We start from the raw sequence: 16,568 nt of genomic DNA on the forward strand, positions 1-16,568 counted from the left end.
TAACGCCTGGACAATTGGCGTAGTCGAGCTTTTCTAGAGGTCACTTTTCTTGTGACCCTATTTTGTTTCCAATTAAAGAGGCCGGGACAAGACCAGCCAAGAAATTAAATGAAAGCCAGCGTACCCGGCAACGACCGTTACACGCTGGCTTTCAATTTTTTCATACTTAAGATAAGCGGATAAATTTAATAATCTCATCATGAAACATCTCAGCGATATAGATATCGCCATTTTCGTCAACAGTCACGCCATGGTCGATCGTTCCTAAAGTAAGGAACCGTCCTAGTGTGCTAAACTGTTTTTTTGTTACCACGCTTTAAGCTTTCTGGAACCCCCGGCATAGCCAGGGGTTTTCTAAACCATTAAAAAAAGAACGTTCCTCCGTACGAGGAACGTTCCTTCTCTTTTCGTCAAATGCCGCATGTTTAACGACGAATTTCTTTAATACGTGCTTTTTTGCCACGGAGGCTGCGCAAGTAGTAAAGTTTCGCGCGGCGTACTTTACCGTAACGTTTCACTTCGATCTTGTCGATCTTTGGTGAATGTAATGGGAATGTACGTTCAACACCTACACCGTATGAGATTTTACGCGCAGTAAACGTTTCGCTAATCCCTGAGCCGCGGCGTTTAATAACGACGCCTTCGAATACTTGAATCCGCTCGCGAGTACCCTCGACAACTTTTACGTGGATCGCTAGCGTATCGCCAGGACGGAAATCAGGATGGTCTGTGCGCAATTGCTCACTTGTGATTTCTGTAATGAGGTTGCTCATCGTATCGTTCCCTCCTTCCCTACAGACATTCATGCCAACACTGCAGCAGCGGAATATCGTAATCTTGCTAACCGTCCGTCTAAGAACGTTCAATCAGCCACAACCACTATCATAGCATAGAAAACAAGCTTGCACAATAAAGATTAAATCTTTTTCAAGCTCGGCAAGCCGAGTATCGTGAAAACGCGCTCCAGCTGCTGGCTAACACGCTCTGTAATCGCTAAACGCTTCGCTTGTTCCAAAGGTTCAGCTTTTAAAACAGGACATTGTGAATAAAAACGGTTATAGAGGCTTGCCAGCTCAAAAGCAAAGGTGCAAATTAAATTTGGTTCAAACGATGCGGCTGCTTTGCGCTTGACTGTACTCCAGCCTGCCAAGTGCTTGAGCAGCGCCCGTTCCGCATCTTCAGCGCCTTTAAAAGTTGCCCCCTCTGTGGACAGGCCTGCCTGTTCGGCTTTGGTAATAATGCTGTTTGCCCGGGCATACGTGTAAATCAAATAGATGCCTGTATTGCCTGTTACTTGCGTTGCCTCTGTTAAATCGAACACAATGTCAGACGTCGTGTTATAACGGAGCATATTGTAACGGATCGCCACAAAAGCGAGCGCTTCAACGGTCGCTTCGCTCGCATCCATGCTTTGGGCGCGGACAGCTTCCTTCATATGTTGAATCAGCTCGCTAATCTTGATGCCGATGCCTTTACGCCCAGACATCGCATAAACCGATTTCCCCTCTTCCGTTTCAAGACCAAGCTGGCTAGCCGTTTGTTTGCTCAGTGAAACGACACCATAGGACACGTGGAAAAGCCGCTCTGCCTCCTTTTCATAGCCGACCGCAGCAAGCGCCTGCTTGACAACTTTTTGTGGGTATTCTTGGCGGTAGTCAATCACATTAATGACTGCATCGCCTCGTCCAAAAGTTGCTTGTACACCTGAGCTAGCGGTTGTCCACAGACCAGGCCATTTTTCTTTATAGGCAAAATCATCGTCAAGAAGGCCAAACTTCCACATATGGTAAGCAATGTCTTTTGCTGTGTACGTTAACACGCCATTCGAGCGGACAAGAACTTTATCACTTTGATGCTCGCTGCCTTCTTCACCTTCGTAGTCTGACATCCGAAGCACCCAACAGCCTGCTTGTGGACCGCTGTCCTGTTTGACAAACACATCACTTTGCTTTAGCTTCTGAAAGGCAGTATGCCAGAAGCCTTTTTGTACGATGTCCCTTTCCCATACAAGCAAATCATAGTCAATCCCAAATTGGCCCATTTCCTCAATATGTTCTGAAGTAATCTTATCGGCGACCACATAGCCAAGCCATGCCGTGCTGTTATTGCCTTCTTCTAATTTATGTAGCACTTCGTCGCGGATATTCGTCGAAATGGTCCCTTTGTCGTATGCCTCGTTTAAGCGTGAATAAACATTCCAGCAATAATCGCCAAAGCGTGTCGCTGCGCTGTCTGAGTCCGTATGAAGCAACGCAGTCAGCGTATCGGCAAGCTGGTTCCCTAAATCATCAACATAGTTATGTACTTCTACATTTTCGCCACATGCTTTCAGGAGCCGCGCCAATGTGTCGCCTATGCAAGCGTTGCGTAAATGGCCAATATGAGCCGACTTATTCGGATTAATGGACGTATGCTCGATCACGGTCTTGCCGCTGCTAGAAAGAGCCTGTGGCTCATCGCCGTCAGCCAACGCGTCATCCCATTCAATAAAAAAGTTAATAAAACCTGGTTTTACTACCTCTATTCCTGTGACTGGCAAACGCTGACGCTCTAGCTTTTCTTTTATTGTTTCCGCAATGGTTAGCGGGTTTTTTCTCGCTACTCGTGCAAGCTTCATCGCCACGTTTGTCGAATAGTCGCCATGGATCAGTTGAGCCGGCTGCTCGAGTTGGACTTCGATGTCATTTTGGAACTCACTGGCCGCTGCTGCAATCGCTTCAATCAGCGTTTGTTCTACATGCATTGTATGAAACCACCTTTTGCTATAATGCTATTTAGTATACATGATCCTTCAGTAAAGGAACATCGCTTTTTTTGAAAACTTGAATATGTTAAAAGGAAGCGATTTCGATCCGTACGGCAAGTTTTTTTGACGACAACCTCACCGGGCGACATCTCCCGGAGTAGTTGCCTTTATTCTTGCTTGTCCGTTAGCCGCTTAAGAATGTCTGCTTCTTTGGCAGTAAGTTCATACCCTTTTAGTAAGTCTGGGCGCCGCTCTAACGTCCGCCGCAGCGATTGTTCCATCCGCCACTCTTCAATTTTCGCATGATGGCCAGAAAGGAGCACATCGGGCACTTTCATGCCGCGAAAATCGGCAGGCCGTGTATAATGGGGATGTTCCAACAAGCCAGTTGAATAGGAGTCTGTAACTGCTGATTCGTCATTTCCGAGCACGCCTGGCAAAAGCCGAACAACGCTGTCGGCAATGACCATTGCCGCGAGTTCCCCGCCTGTAAGCACATAATCGCCAATCGACAGTTCATCGGTCACAAGATGACGGACACGCTCGTCAAAGCCTTCATAATGGCCGCATAGGAAGATCAAATGCTCTTCTTCCGCTAGTTCTGCCGCCTTCTGTTGGCTATGCTGCTCGCCTTGCGGGCAAAGCATGATAATCCGTGGCTTCTTTTTCTCGTTTTCCGTTAACGCAGCCACGGCGTCAAAAATTGGCTGTGGGCTCAATACCATCCCTGCCCCTCCACCATAAGGGTAATCATCGACTTTGCGGTGTTTGTTCGCTGCATATTCCCGAAAATCAATCGTCTGGAAGGAGACGATCCCCTTGTCGCTTGCTTGCTTCAACATCGATGAGCCAAAAACACCCGTAAACATGTCCGGAAATAACGTTAATACATCTATTTTCATTCGTCATCTAAGCCTTCCATGACGTGGACACGGATGCGTTTGTTTTCCACATCCACTTCTTTGACAACTTCTTCAATATACGGCAATAGCAAATCTTTCCGCTGCTTTCGGTCGACCACCCAGACGTCGTTTGCTCCCGTTTCAATAATGTCTTTAATTTTGCCTAGCATGGCGCCTTCTTTATCAACGACTGTACAGCCAATAATCTCATGGTAGTAATATTCATGCTCGTCCAATTCGCTAAGCTGATCTTCTGACACATATAAATAGCTTCCCTTAAAACATTCGACTTCATTGATGGAGTCATAGCCTTCAAATGTAAGCAAGTCGAAATTTTTGTGCGTTCGATGGCTACGAACAGTTACAAGTGTCCCTTCAGCTTGAGGAGATTTCGCCACCTTCAGAACCGAACCGTTCGCATAGCGTTCCTCTGGGAAATCAGTGTTTGAGAGGACGCGTACCTCTCCGCGCACTCCGTGTGTGTTCACTAGCCTGCCAACATTATACCAGTTCGTCATTACTTGCCCCGCCTTCTCTAATTTCAGCAATATACCCATCATTGACGACAATTGTCAACTCCGTTTCTTCGTCAATCCACTTGTCGCCTTCCTTAACATCGACAATGACTTCTGTTGTGCCCATCGCCAGTTCAGTCCCAATTGGCAAATTCATTAACTGCTCAATCCGAAACGTCAGAGAAGCCATCCGTTCTTCTCTCCGCTTTATTTCTTTCCGGTATTTTTGTTGGAGTTCGCCATGGGCGGTCGTATGTTTCATCGGCTTTAGCGCCCGCTGAAGCTGGAATTCCATTTGGCTTAGCTCTGTTTCGATTTGTGTTAAATCACGTTCGAATGATTTCTTCAAGTCTGCTTTTTTCGACTCCGTTAACACATGCTTTACGGTGGCCGTGCGGATGCATTTCACGTAAAGCCCTCCATTCTTTGTTTCATACAAAAAAAGGGTGAGGTTCCCCCCGCCCTTTTAGTCGACAATATCGAGCCGCACCCGCCCGTTTTGCTTGCCGCAAGCAGCATACACTACCGAGCGGATCGCTTTTGCCGTTCTTCCTTGTTTGCCAATCACTTTCCCAATATCGTCAGGATGCACCGAAAGGCGCAACACATGTGCCTTTTCTTCATGAACTTCTTCAACTTGAACTGCCTCTGGATGATCGACAAGCGATCGGGCAATATGTTCAACTAAAGCTTTCATGCTAGCCCATCCTCCTTAAGGGGTGATTACTTACCGTTTTTTTCGTTGTGTAGCTTTTCCATTAGGCCAGCGTTTGAAAACAAGCTGCGCACAGTGTCAGAAGGTTTCGCGCCTTTTTTCATCCATTCTAGCGCTTTGTCTTCTTTAATGTTTACTTGAGCAGGTTGCGCGATTGGATTGTACGTACCAATCTCTTCAATAAAGCGGCCATCACGCGGAGAGCGAGAATCGGCAACTACTACACGGTAAAATGGGGCTTTCTTTGAACCCATACGTTTTAAACGAATTTTAACAGCCATTTGCTGTACACCTCCAAAAATAATTGCACACAATTTTTTATCATATCATCAATTCTAACAATCTGCAAGACAAACTGTTAAAACGGATTCCTTAATCAAAACGGGAGCTTAAGCCCGCCAAGGCCTTTGCCTCGTTTTTTCCCTTTGCCGCCTTGCATAGCGGTCATTTGTTTCATCATTTTTTTCATGTCTTCAAACTGCTTCAACAAGCGGTTGACATCTTGGATTGTCGTGCCGCTTCCCTTTGCAATACGTTTGCGGCGGCTGCCATTTATGACGCTTGGATCTCGTTTTTCAAGAGGCGTCATTGACTTTACAATCGCTTCAACTCGAGTCAATTGCTTTTCATCGACCTTTAGGTTTTTCATGCCTTTTGCCTTATTCATCCCCGGCATCATCCCTAGCAAATCTTCAAGAGGCCCCATGCTTTTGACTTGGTCGAGCTGCTCTAGAAAATCATCGAACGTAAAGTCCATTTTGCGAAGTTTTTTCTCAAGCTCTTTTGCTTTTTCTTCATCGACATTCGCTTGCGCTTTTTCGATTAACGACAGAACATCGCCCATGCCGAGAATTCTAGAAGCCATCCTGTCTGGATGGAACGGTTCTAGCTGGTCAATTTTTTCGCCCATGCCGGCAAATTTAATCGGCGTATTTGTTACTGCCTTAATGGAAATCGCAGCCCCACCGCGCGTATCGCCATCTAGTTTCGTCAACACAGCACCTGTGACATCAAGCTGGTTGTTAAAGCTCTCTGCCACATTGACAGCATCTTGACCTGTCATCGAATCGACGACTAGCAAAATTTCATCAGGTGTGACAGCTGCTTTCATATCTTGCAGTTCCGCCATTAACGTTTCATCTACATGGAGACGGCCAGCCGTATCAATCAACACATAATCATGATGTTCTGCTTTGGCAGTCGCAACTGCCTCTTTAGCTATATCAACTGGATTGGCGTCCGTCCCTTTGGAAAAGACAGGCATGTTCAGTTGTTTGCCAAGCGTCTCCAGCTGTTGGATAGCCGCTGGCCGGTAAACGTCACAGGCAACGAGCAGTGGTTTGCGGTTATGCTTCTTGCGCAAATGATTGGCGAGCTTTGCCGTTGTCGTCGTTTTCCCAGCGCCTTGCAAGCCGACCATCATCACCACAGTTGGCGGTTTTTGAGCAACAGCAATTTTGCTTTGCTCCGCTCCCATCAAAGCGGTCAACTCTTCGTTTACGACTTTGATTACTTGCTGGCCAGGCGTTAGGCTTTTCATAACTTCTTGGCCAAGCGCCTTTTCTTTCACATTCGCGATGAATTGCTTTACGACTTTAAAGTTAACGTCCGCTTCAAGCAATGCCAACCGGACTTCTCGCATCATTTCTTTGATGTCTTGTTCGCTGACTTTGCCTTTGCCGCGAATTTTTGTCAACGTATCTTGCAGGCGCGCGGCAAGTCCTTCAAATGCCATCCAATCGCCTCCTTGAAAGGAATGCTAATCAAGTTTCTCTATACGGTCAATAAGGGAGTTGCACGCCTCGACAGCTTGATCGGAAGCAACCGCTTTGCGCAGCTCTGCTAGCAAGCTACGGCGCGTTTCAAACTTCTCAAGCAACCTCAGCTTTTGTTCGTATTCTTCAAGCATGGCTTCTGTCCGGCGAATATTGTCATAGACCGCTTGGCGGCTGACGTCATATTCGTCTGCAATCTCTCCAAGCGATAAATCATCAAGATAATAATAGGACATGTAGTTGCGCTGCTTTTCGGTTAACAAGGAATGATAAAAATCAAACAAGTAGTTCATGCGTAGCGTCTTATCAAGCATGCAAACCGCTCCTTGTTAAGTCTTTTCCCTTTACAATTACCGATACTACCGCAACTCATTGCTCCTGTCAAGTTTTTATCTTAACATCGAAACAGGCACTGGTCATTCCTTTTCTGCCTCGATCGCATCTTGAAACAACCCGTACACAAATTGCTCGGCGTCAAATGGCTGTAAATCGTCTTTTTGTTCACCTAGCCCGATAAATTTAACTGGCAAATCAAGCTCTTGGCGAATGGCAATGACAATCCCTCCTTTAGCCGTGCCATCAAGTTTCGTTAGAACAAGACCGCTCACGTCGGTTGACGCTGCAAATGCTTTCGCTTGCGACAGTGCATTTTGGCCTGTAGTCGCATCAAGGACAAGTAGTACTTCATGGGGAGCTCCGGGCACTTCCCTTTCAATGACACGTTTTACTTTTGCTAGCTCATTCATTAAATTGACTTTATTTTGCAGACGTCCAGCTGTATCGCAAATAAGCACATCAGCTTTACGGGAGCGTGCCCAAGCAATCGCATCATACATGACCGCTGCCGGATCAGAGCCTTCTTGCTGTTTAATAACCGGAACGCCAACACGCTCTCCCCAAACGTCAAGCTGGTCAATCGCACCCGCCCGGAATGTATCACCAGCGGCGAGCACAACAGATTTCCCCTGCCCTTTTAAATAGTGGGCGAGCTTGCCAATGGATGTCGTTTTGCCGACACCATTTACGCCAACAACAAGGATGACGCTCAACCCTTCTTGCAAATGAAGCGCGGTGTCTTTATCGTCTTTTTCTAGGAGGCTAGCTAGTTTTTCGGAAATGACAGGCTGTATCTCTTCGGTGTCCTTTAAGTTGCGCAAGCGCACTTCTTCCTTTAATTCGTCAACAAGCTCCATTACAGTCGAAACACCAACATCAGCGCCAATCAAGATTTCCTCCAAGTCTTCAAAAAAATCTTCGTCGATTTTACGGTAGCGGGCGACAAGCTCATTGATTTTACCAGAAAAGCTTGTCCGCGTTTTTTCTAATCCATGTTTAAATTTGTCAGCTACTTCATTGGTTTGCTGCGCCATTTTTTCTTTCAGTTTTTTAAAAAAGCTCACGCATTTTCCTCCTAGCTTCCAATTAATTGGCGGGTTTCTTCCAGTTTAACGGATACGAGCCTTGAAACCCCTGACTCTTCCATCGTCACCCCATAAAGGACATCAGCCCCTTCCATTGTTCCTTTACGGTGCGTAATGACAATAAACTGCGTTTTTTGTGAGAAGTCGTGCAAGTACTGGGCAAAGCGGCTAACATTCGCTTCATCAAGCGCTGCTTCGACTTCATCGAGAACGCAGAAAGGAACAGGCCTAACTTGCAAGATCGCAAATAGAAGCGCGATCGCCGTCAGCGCCCTTTCTCCCCCGGAAAGCAGTCCAAGTTGCTGCCGCTTTTTTCCTGGAGGACGAGCAATAATCTCAATTCCTGTTGTTAACAAGTCGTCTTGGTTCGTCAACACAAGATCCGCATCGCCGCCACCAAACAGTTTCGTGAACACGGTTTGAAAGTGACCCCGGATGTTCGCAAACGTCTCACCGAAGCGTTTTGACATTTCTTCGTCCATCTCTGCAATCGCCTGATCGAGTGAAACCCTTGCCTCGAGCAGATCGCTTTTTTGTTCACGCAAAAACTCATACCGCTCCCGGACACGGGCATATTCTTCAATCGCGCCTAAATTGACTGTTCCAAGTTCATCAATTGAACGTTTCACCAATGACAGCCTCATTTTCGCTTGTTCCAAAGACTGGGAGAGCGGATAGCGGCTTGCCGCTGCTTCATAGGAAAGTTCATACTCTTCACGAAGGCGATTTAGGCGATAGTCCAAGTCGACATCAAGTCGATTGACGCGCACTTCTAGCTTCTGGCTTTCCTCTAGTAAGTAGGAATGTTCGCCTTGGGCGCTCTTCGTTTCTGTTTCCAGTTGTTTGTACCGGTTATTCAATTCCGCTTCTTTTTCTTCCAACTCTGCAAGCTTTGCTGCTAGAGCCTGTTTTTCCTGCTTTCCGGCAGCAATTTGTTCAGCAAGGGACTGGGACGTATGCGCTTGTTCGTCGGCACTGCTCGTTACCAGGGCTAAATGCTCTTTGGCTTGCAACAGCTCTTGTTGTTCTTTTTGAAGAGACGCTGCTAATTCTTGGCGCTGTGCTTCAAAATATTGGAGCTGTTGTTTCGTTTCCGCACGTGCGACTCGGAGTTCCGTTAGCTTCGCTTGCCATTCTTCTTTGGATTGTTGCTCAGATGCCAGTCGTGCTTCCAACTGTTTTATTTTTTCTTCTAAGCGCACGGACTCAGCAATCGCTTTTTTTTCGGCCTCTTCAATTTCCAGAAAGCGGTCATGCGTTTTAGCTTCTTCCTCATCTTGTTCTTTGGATTGCTGTTCGATTCGTTCTACTTCCTGCCTAGCACGCTCATACGCAATGCTTGCTTCCTGGTAAGCACGTTGAGCTTCTTCAAACGTTTCCTGTGCTTGTGCTTTTTGCCCTTCCACTTTAGCAATCGTTTCTTGCAGTTGTTGACGCCGTTCTTTGTCATGCTTTACTTGTTTTTCTAAATCGCGAATCGCCTCTTCTAACTTGCTTTTTTTAGCGTCCAGTTCTTCTTTTTCCCGCTTTCGCCCAAGCAATGAGGACTGGTTTTGCTTCGCGCTGCCTCCGGTCATAGACCCGCCAGGATTGACAATATCCCCTTCTAGCGTGACAACACGGAAACGGTGGCCGCTGCGCTTAGCAATTTTGTTTGCTTGTGGCAGCGTCTCCGCTACTATCGTCGAACCGAGCAAAAAGCCGACAGCCTGCTTATGTTCAGGCTTGGCTTCGACGACATCGGCAGCGATCCCTAAGTAGCCTGGCTCATCCGCTATCGCCGTTATGACTGCTTCTGGAACGACACGGGCTTTGACCGTAGTCAGCGGCAAAAACGTTGCCCGGCCTAGGCGTCGTTGTTTCAAAAACGAGATCGCTTCTCTCGCGGCAGCTTCATCGTCGACAACGACATATTGCGCTTGGGCGCCGAGCACCAATTCAATGGCGGCTTCAAACTTTTTAGGTACACTTATCAATTCGGCGGCTGCTCCAACAATGCCTGGAAGGGACGCTCCCCGCTGTTTTAAAATTTCTTTCACGCCTTGGAAGAAACCGGCATATTCAGTCTCCATTTCTTGGAGTACTTCTCGCCGGGAAGTAATTTTTTGCAGCAACCCATAGGCTTCATACAGTTTTGCCTCTTGTTTATAGTAACGGTTTTTGACCGTTTCTTCTTCGGATAAGTGATGACGATGCGCCGTTTTCGCCTTAGCAAAAGACTGTTCGGCCGCTTTCAGCACCTGCGCCCGCTCAGCAGCTTCCTGCTCTAGCCGTTCTGCTTCTTTTTTGCTAGCTGCAGCGGCTGACTCAGCCCGGCGTGCATTGCGTTGCTTTTGCTGCAACTGTTCCTCCAAATAGCGCCGTTCATTCCGAAGCGATGCCTGTTCATTTAGCCATTCAATGTAATCGCCTTTTGCGTCTTCCAGTTCGCTGCTTAAATCTTCTTTTGAACGCGATAAATGGCGCGCCGCCTCATCAAAGTCCGCCTTTAATTCGTCGTCTTTCTGTTTGACTGCCTCATATTGCTTTAACAGTTCGTCCAGCTTTTGTTGGAACGCTTTTTTGTTGGCTTCGCGCTCTTTTATCGCCTCGATAAGCTGTTCTTCATTATGGAGGGCGTGTTTTTTTCGTTCTTCCAGCACGCCACGGCGCCCTTCATTTTTTTCAAGCGCTTCACTCACTTCTAATCGTTTCTTGTGGAGGTCTGCTGCCGTTTCACGGATGGCGGCATGCTCTTCACGATAAGCTGCAAGCTTTTCTTCAGCCTTGTCTAAGCTATCTTTTCGAGCTTGCAGCTGGTCTTTTAACTTTTTCAGCTTGTCAGACTCCGATGTCCAATTTTCGTAAAGCTCCGTAATTTCCTGCGCAATCACTTGTATATCTAATGTCCGTTGTTCTTCGGCCAACAATTTGTATTCTTCGGCAATGGATGCCTGTTCGCGGAGTGGTTCTACTTGTTCTTCTAATTCATTTAAAATGTCGGCAACACGGACTAAGTTTTCTTCCGTTTGCTCTAGCCGCTTCACGGCTTTATTTTTTCTTGTTTTATATTTAAGCACACCTGCTGCTTCTTCAAAAATCGTACGCCGCTCCTCAGCCTTGCTGCTCAAGATTTCCTCGATTTTCCCTTGGCCAATAATCGAGTACGCTTCCCGGCCAAGGCCAGAGTCAAGGAACAAATCGACAATGTCTTTTAAACGGCACGAGTTGCGGTTAATTAAGTATTCGCTTTCCCCTGAGCGGTACAAACGCCTCGTTACGCTTACTTCGCTATAGTCAATCGCCAAATGGCCGTCTTCATTATCGAGAATGAGTGAAACCTCGGCCATATTTACAGCTTTACGAGAATCACTTCCTGCAAAAATGATGTCTTCCATTTTTGCTCCTCGGAGCGAACGGGCACTCTGTTCACCGAGCACCCAACGCACCGCATCGGCAATATTGCTTTTCCCACTGCCATTCGGCCCAACAACCGCTGTGACACCTGGCACAAAATCTACTACTATCGGTTCTGCAAAAGACTTAAACCCTTTCACTTCAAGTCGCTTGAGGAACATCTTCATCCCCACTTTCTGGAACTGCAATCGCTGCGTTACCTGGGTCGCATCAACCAGACCTGGTAACCTGTATAACTCTATTAGTTTATCACACAAAAAAACGGCTGGAAATATGAATTGCCTGTTTCCACCTTGATTTGGTAAGGTAGAGATCAGTAGGCATTGCAAAGGAGGATTCACTTGGCTTCATTAACACTTGAAGAAATCGAAACGATGCTTGATGACATGAAAAAGAAACTAAACGTGGTTAATGCCAGCGTTATTACAAGCGACAGTGTTAGCCCCGCTAAACATGACGACTTAATTGCGTTGCATGCCCATGTGATGCGGCGCCCATCCTTCTCGATTAGCGAGATGGACGAAATTGTCCAAGAACTTGGCCAGCTTCGAGGTAGAAAAAGCTAGAAAAAAGGAGGCATGATCCGCTTCCTTTTTTCTAGCTTTCTTTTTGGTTGAGCGCAAGCAGCGCTTGTTTCGCAGCTAGCTGCTCAGCTTCTTTTTTGGAGCGCCCTGTCCCTGTGCCAATTGTTTCTTCATTTAGCTGCACATCTGAGACAAATTCACGATCGTGGGCAGGTCCTCTTTCTTGGACAATTAAATAGCGAATTTGGCCGCGGTTATCCCGTTGCACAAATTCTTGCAGTTGACTTTTAAAATCCATCTTGTATGTGAACGCGCCTTCTTTGATTTTCGGATACATAAAACGCGCCAAAAACATAAACACAGGCTCAAGCCCTTGGTCCATATAAAGGGCACCAATAAACGCCTCAAACACATCTGCAAGGAGCGCAGGGCGCGTGCGTCCCCCTGTCACTTCCTCCCCTTTGCCAAGAAGAACAAGTTTGCCGAACTGCAACTCTTCGGCAAAACGGGCTAAGGATGGTTCACATACGATCGAAGCGCGCAATTTCGTCATATCGCCTTCGCTCATATTTTTGTACGTTTTAAATAAATATTGGGAGACAGCCAATTCTAAAACAGCATCGCCAAGAAATTCCAAACGTTCATTATCCGATGATGAAAAAATTCGTTGTTCATTCACATACGAGGAATGGGTAAATGCTTGAATCAACAGTTTGCGGTTTTCAAACGTTAGACCCGTCCGGACAAGGAGGTCGTCAAACTGTTTTTTTTGTTCCTCTGTCAGCTCTAACCGCCGCTGACTGCGTTTTCGCTCGCCTGACCGAGGCTTGCGCTGGTACTTCGATGATTGTGCCATAATTCCCTCCAAACAATGGAGCTACTCATTTTGCAATATGCGTATTCCTAGTGCTCATTGTTGATTGTAACAGAATCCCGCGGCCTTGTGGAGCTCCCTTTTGTGTGAAGATGTGAAAAGAGCCCCCTTTTGCAAGGGGCCCTTTTCTCGCGGTTATTGGTTGTTATTTATGTAATCGACAACATCTTTAACCGTTGCAATTTTTTCTGCGTCTTCATCAGCAATCTCCATGTCAAACTCATCTTCAAGCTCCATGACAAGCTCAACGACATCAAGAGAATCAGCTTTTAAATCTTCTTTAAAAGAAGACTCTAGTTTTACTTCTGATTCTTCGACACCTAGACGGTCAACGATGATTTTTGTTACACGCTCCATGACATCTGCCAAAACGTTCACCTCCTCCCAAAAGTATCAGCACAAGAATTGTACCGACAGAGTGTAAGCCTGTCAAGCTGGCTCTTATTAAGGCATGACCATGCCGCCGTCAACATGGATCGTTTGACCGGTTAAGTAAGCGGCGTCATCGCTTGCCAAAAACCGAACAACACGAGCGATATCCTCTGGTTCACCAAGCTTCGCCAATGGGATTTGTTTAAGCAGCTGTTCCTTTGTTTCGTTTGCTAGCTCATCTGTCATATCCGTGGTAATAAAGCCTGGTGCCACCGCGTTGACAAGAATGCCTCGCCCTGCTAATTCCCGCGCTAAAGACTTAGTCAAGCCAATAACACCTGCTTTGGCAGCAACATAATTGGCTTGCCCAGCGTTCCCCATTACGCCAACGACAGACGAGACATTGATGATTCTGCCAGCACGTTGTTTCATCATTTGCCGGCTGACTGCTTTTGCGCAATGGAACACCCCTTTTAAGTTGGTATTAATGACGGCATCCCAATCGTCTTCTTTCATTCTCATTAGCAAGTTATCGCGTGTAATGCCCGCATTGTTCACTAAAATATCAATCGATTGAAAGCGGCCGATTGCTTCTTTCATCATTGCTGCCACTTCACTTTCGGAGGCAACATCGGCCTGATATGCAAACGCCTCTTGTCCAAGCGCTTTAATGGTGGCCACTACTTCTTCAGCACGGTCTTGATTTCCTGCATAATTGACGACGACATTTGCCCCTTTTTCAGCAAGTTCAAGGGCAATTGCTTTGCCGATTCCACGTGAAGCGCCTGTTACAACGGCCGTTTTTCCTGTTAACATGAATGCTTGTCTCCTTTCAGCGCAGCCGCCATCTTTTCAAATGAATCACGGTCGCTGACGGCAAATGTACGCAAGTTGCGGTCAATTTTACGAACCAATCCGCACAATACATTGCCTGCACCAATTTCAATAAATGTGTCGACACCGAGTTCAACCATGCGGCGAACGCTCTCTTCAAAACGTACTGGTGAATAAATTTGTTCAGCAAGCTGTTCGCGAATGACTTCCGGGGCATCCGTCACTTCAGCGGTCACGTTCGCGATCAGTGGAACAGTCGGATTGGCAAATGGCGTTTGCTCTAATGCGTGTTTAAATTGATTAGCCGCAGGCTTCATCAATGACGAATGGAATGGCCCACTGACGGCAAGAGGCAGAACGCGCTTGGCCCCTTTTTGTTTTGCTAACACCGCTGCCTGTTCAATCCCTTTCGCTGTCCCAGACAGGACAATTTGCCCTGGGCAATTCAAATTGGCAAGTTCAGCAACTTCACCATCTGCTGCAATTTGGGTAGCCACTTCTTCAAGCTCCTCTTTATTTAACCCGAGTACCGCTGCCATCGCCCCTTGCCCTTGTGGCACCGCCTCTTCCATGAGCGTTCCCCGTTGATGAACAAGAGTCACCGCATCTTCAAATGTTAGGGACTCGCATGCCACTAAAGCGGAATACTCCCCTAGGCTGTGGCCAGCAACAAAATCCGGTTCAATGCCAGCTTCGCGGAATAATTGGAGGACAGCAGTGCTCATCGTAACTAAGGCAGGTTGGGCATAAGCCGTTTGTTTCAGTTTTTCTTCTGGTCCATGCGCGATGATCTCCGAAAGAGGAAAACCAAGCGCTTTGTCAGCCCGCTCAAGCACCTCCTTTGCCAATGAATCTTCAGCAAAAAGCGCTGCTCCCATGCCGACTTTTTGTGAGCCTTGTCCAGGAAATAAAAAGGCCATTTTCCCCACTTTATTCTCCCCCATTTTCCAATTTTTGTGCAATGGTCTTTGTCACCTCATTGTCGACCATTTCTTTCGCCTGGCGTACCGCATGAAAAACCGCGTTCGCATCCGATGAGCCATGGGCTTTTATTACAGGCGCTTTTAGACCAAATAAGCCAGCACCACCGTATTCCGAGTAGTCCATTTTTTCTTTTAGATTGCGGAATTGGGGCTTGAGCATACCCGCTGCAAGCTTAGCTGGCAATGAGCTTGTCAATTGCTCTTTGAGGAGCGAAAAAACCATTTTCGCTGTCCCTTCCACGCTTTTTAAAACGACGTTTCCCGAAAAGCCGTCGCAAACAACAATATCGCAGACGCCTGCAAACAAATCCCTTGCTTCGACATTGCCGATAAAATGAAGGGAGCTGTTTTCAAGAAGCTGATAGGCCTCCTTCGTCAACTCAGTGCCTTTTCCGGCCTCTGTGCCGACGTTCAGGAGGCCGACGCGTGGATTTTTTTGTTGATAGACGTTGCGTCGATACGCATCGCCGATGATGGCATATTGGAGCAAGTGTTCCGGACTGGCATCCATATTGGCACCAGCGTCGAGGAGCAAAAAGCCATTGCCGTCTTTCGTTGGCAGCGTTGGCGCCAATCCTGGGCGTTCGACGCCTTTAATGCGCCCGACATGAAGGAGGCCTGCCGTCATGAGCGCGCCTGTGTTTCCAGAGGAAATACACGCATCAGCGCGGCCTTCTTTTACTTCTTTTACACATAGCACCATCGATGCTTCTTTTTTACGGCGGACAGCTGTTGTCGGCTTGTCCGTGTCCTCAATTTTTTCGGTCGTATGTATGACATGTAGGCGTGTACTGTCGGTAAGATGTGGTCGAATTTGTTCTTCATTGCCGATAAGGGTGACCTCGAGCTCTGGAAATGCCTGAACCGCCCGAATCGCCGCTTCGATGTGTGCTTTAGGCGCATTGTCTCCCCCCATAGCATCCAAAGCTATTCTCATTGCTGTGGCCTCTCTTCCGTTTCATTTTGCTGATACATCGCGAATTCGCCAGTAAACACGACTTCCTGGTTTACATGGCTTGTCACTAGAATACGTGTACGCCCGCTCCTTTTTCCAGCCATTTCTGCTTTCGCCACGACACGCTCGCCTACACGGACGGGTCTAGTAAACTGAATAGATGCTTTGGCGGTAAGGACGAATTCATTATTCACGAGTGCTACAGCCAAGGAATTTGCCTGTGCAAACAAATGGTGGCCTCTGGCGATGCCGCTTCTTTCAAACACGTGCTCCGGCCCAACATCAAAGATGGAAATGGCACGCTCTTCAAGAACAAGATCGACAATCTCACCAAAGACTTCTTCAGGCGCTAAAGAAATGACCGAGTCTCGTTGTTTGTAGGCAACGTCTTTAATGCGTTCCCGTAGTTCTGGAATGTTTTGTTCCATTCGGTCTAGACGAATCGTCTGGATGCTGACACCAAAATGGGCCGACAACTCTTCGTCGGTCAGGAAAGGATTCCCTTCAAGCAGCTCCATCAACAGCCGTTGCCGTTCTTTCTTTTTTATCTTCATCT

At 47.1% G+C, this 16,568-nt stretch carries 19 protein-coding genes; 1 reads left to right on the forward strand and 18 read right to left on the reverse strand.

The window, feature by feature from the left end:
- Positions 1 to 166: 166 nt before the first annotated feature.
- The 12 genes from N6H06_RS15265 to smc all read right to left on the reverse strand — a co-directional run bounded on the left by N6H06_RS15265 (position 167) and on the right by smc (position 11,631).
- Positions 167 to 313: a hypothetical protein gene (locus N6H06_RS15265; protein WP_263707470.1), complete on the reverse strand. Its 147-nt coding sequence runs from the start codon at positions 311 to 313 to the stop codon at positions 167 to 169.
- A 112-nt stretch (positions 314 to 425) separates the two neighbouring features.
- Positions 426 to 773 (reverse strand): 50S ribosomal protein L19, encoded by a 348-nt coding sequence (rplS, locus tag N6H06_RS15270; protein WP_062750705.1) that lies wholly within the window; start codon positions 771 to 773, stop codon positions 426 to 428.
- Positions 774 to 916: 143 nt separating this feature from the next.
- On the reverse strand, positions 917 to 2,743 hold the full coding sequence (locus N6H06_RS15275; RefSeq protein WP_263707471.1) for an arginine--tRNA ligase: 1,827 nt from the start codon (positions 2,741 to 2,743) through the stop codon (positions 917 to 919).
- Between the two features lie 170 nt (positions 2,744 to 2,913).
- Entirely contained in the window at positions 2,914 to 3,648 is a 735-nt protein-coding gene (gene trmD / locus N6H06_RS15280; protein ID WP_062750707.1) for a tRNA (guanosine(37)-N1)-methyltransferase TrmD, read from the reverse strand.
- Positions 3,645 to 4,166 (reverse strand): ribosome maturation factor RimM, encoded by a 522-nt coding sequence (gene rimM, locus N6H06_RS15285; RefSeq protein WP_263707472.1) that lies wholly within the window; start codon positions 4,164 to 4,166, stop codon positions 3,645 to 3,647. The genes trmD and rimM overlap by 4 nt, the downstream gene beginning before the upstream one ends.
- Complete coding sequence (locus N6H06_RS15290; protein ID WP_062750709.1) at positions 4,150 to 4,572, reverse strand: YlqD family protein; 423 nt, start codon at positions 4,570 to 4,572, stop codon at positions 4,150 to 4,152. The genes rimM and N6H06_RS15290 overlap by 17 nt, the downstream gene beginning before the upstream one ends.
- A 57-nt stretch (positions 4,573 to 4,629) precedes the next feature.
- Complete coding sequence (locus N6H06_RS15295) at positions 4,630 to 4,860, reverse strand: KH domain-containing protein (RefSeq protein ID WP_212953834.1); 231 nt, start codon at positions 4,858 to 4,860, stop codon at positions 4,630 to 4,632.
- Between the two features lie 26 nt (positions 4,861 to 4,886).
- The gene (gene rpsP / locus N6H06_RS15300; RefSeq protein ID WP_062750711.1) at positions 4,887 to 5,159 is read right to left on the reverse strand and encodes a 30S ribosomal protein S16; all 273 of its coding nucleotides are present in this window, start codon (positions 5,157 to 5,159) and stop codon (positions 4,887 to 4,889) included.
- 95 nt (positions 5,160 to 5,254) lie between these two features.
- A complete protein-coding gene (gene ffh, locus N6H06_RS15305) occupies positions 5,255 to 6,613 on the reverse strand; it encodes a signal recognition particle protein (RefSeq protein ID WP_062750712.1) in 1,359 nt (452 codons plus the stop codon).
- 24 nt (positions 6,614 to 6,637) lie between these two features.
- Entirely contained in the window at positions 6,638 to 6,967 is a 330-nt protein-coding gene (locus tag N6H06_RS15310; RefSeq protein WP_094427469.1) for a putative DNA-binding protein, read from the reverse strand.
- Between the two features lie 102 nt (positions 6,968 to 7,069).
- The gene (gene ftsY / locus N6H06_RS15315) at positions 7,070 to 8,053 is read right to left on the reverse strand and encodes a signal recognition particle-docking protein FtsY (RefSeq protein ID WP_062750714.1); all 984 of its coding nucleotides are present in this window, start codon (positions 8,051 to 8,053) and stop codon (positions 7,070 to 7,072) included.
- 11 nt (positions 8,054 to 8,064) lie between these two features.
- Positions 8,065 to 11,631 (reverse strand): chromosome segregation protein SMC, encoded by a 3,567-nt coding sequence (smc, locus tag N6H06_RS15320; RefSeq protein ID WP_263707473.1) that lies wholly within the window; start codon positions 11,629 to 11,631, stop codon positions 8,065 to 8,067.
- A 180-nt stretch (positions 11,632 to 11,811) separates the two neighbouring features.
- On the opposite strand from smc, the gene N6H06_RS15325 reads away from it, so the two are divergent.
- Complete coding sequence (locus N6H06_RS15325) at positions 11,812 to 12,036, forward strand: DUF1128 domain-containing protein (RefSeq protein WP_062750716.1); 225 nt, start codon at positions 11,812 to 11,814, stop codon at positions 12,034 to 12,036.
- Between the two features lie 31 nt (positions 12,037 to 12,067).
- On the opposite strand, the gene rnc is transcribed toward N6H06_RS15325, so the two are convergent.
- The 6 genes from rnc to fapR form a co-directional block, all read right to left on the reverse strand.
- Positions 12,068 to 12,850, reverse strand: a complete 783-nt coding sequence (gene rnc / locus N6H06_RS15330; protein WP_011247142.1) for a ribonuclease III — start codon at positions 12,848 to 12,850, stop codon at positions 12,068 to 12,070.
- A 153-nt stretch (positions 12,851 to 13,003) separates the two neighbouring features.
- Positions 13,004 to 13,237: an acyl carrier protein gene (acpP, locus tag N6H06_RS15335; protein WP_011247143.1), complete on the reverse strand. Its 234-nt coding sequence runs from the start codon at positions 13,235 to 13,237 to the stop codon at positions 13,004 to 13,006.
- Positions 13,238 to 13,312: 75 nt separating this feature from the next.
- The gene (fabG, locus tag N6H06_RS15340; RefSeq protein WP_062750717.1) at positions 13,313 to 14,056 is read right to left on the reverse strand and encodes a 3-oxoacyl-[acyl-carrier-protein] reductase; all 744 of its coding nucleotides are present in this window, start codon (positions 14,054 to 14,056) and stop codon (positions 13,313 to 13,315) included.
- Entirely contained in the window at positions 14,050 to 15,003 is a 954-nt protein-coding gene (fabD, locus tag N6H06_RS15345; protein ID WP_212953841.1) for an ACP S-malonyltransferase, read from the reverse strand. Before fabD ends, fabG begins: the two co-directional genes overlap by 7 nt.
- Before the next feature lies 1 nt (position 15,004).
- Positions 15,005 to 15,994 (reverse strand): phosphate acyltransferase PlsX, encoded by a 990-nt coding sequence (gene plsX / locus N6H06_RS15350; protein WP_263707474.1) that lies wholly within the window; start codon positions 15,992 to 15,994, stop codon positions 15,005 to 15,007.
- On the reverse strand, positions 15,991 to 16,566 hold the full coding sequence (gene fapR / locus N6H06_RS15355) for a transcription factor FapR (protein WP_062750720.1): 576 nt from the start codon (positions 16,564 to 16,566) through the stop codon (positions 15,991 to 15,993). Before fapR ends, plsX begins: the two co-directional genes overlap by 4 nt.
- Positions 16,567 to 16,568: the final 2 nt, after the last annotated feature.

The sequence above is a fragment of the Shouchella tritolerans genome (assembly GCF_025770735.1).
Taxonomy (GTDB): domain Bacteria; phylum Bacillota; class Bacilli; order Bacillales; family Bacillaceae_D; genus Shouchella; species Shouchella tritolerans.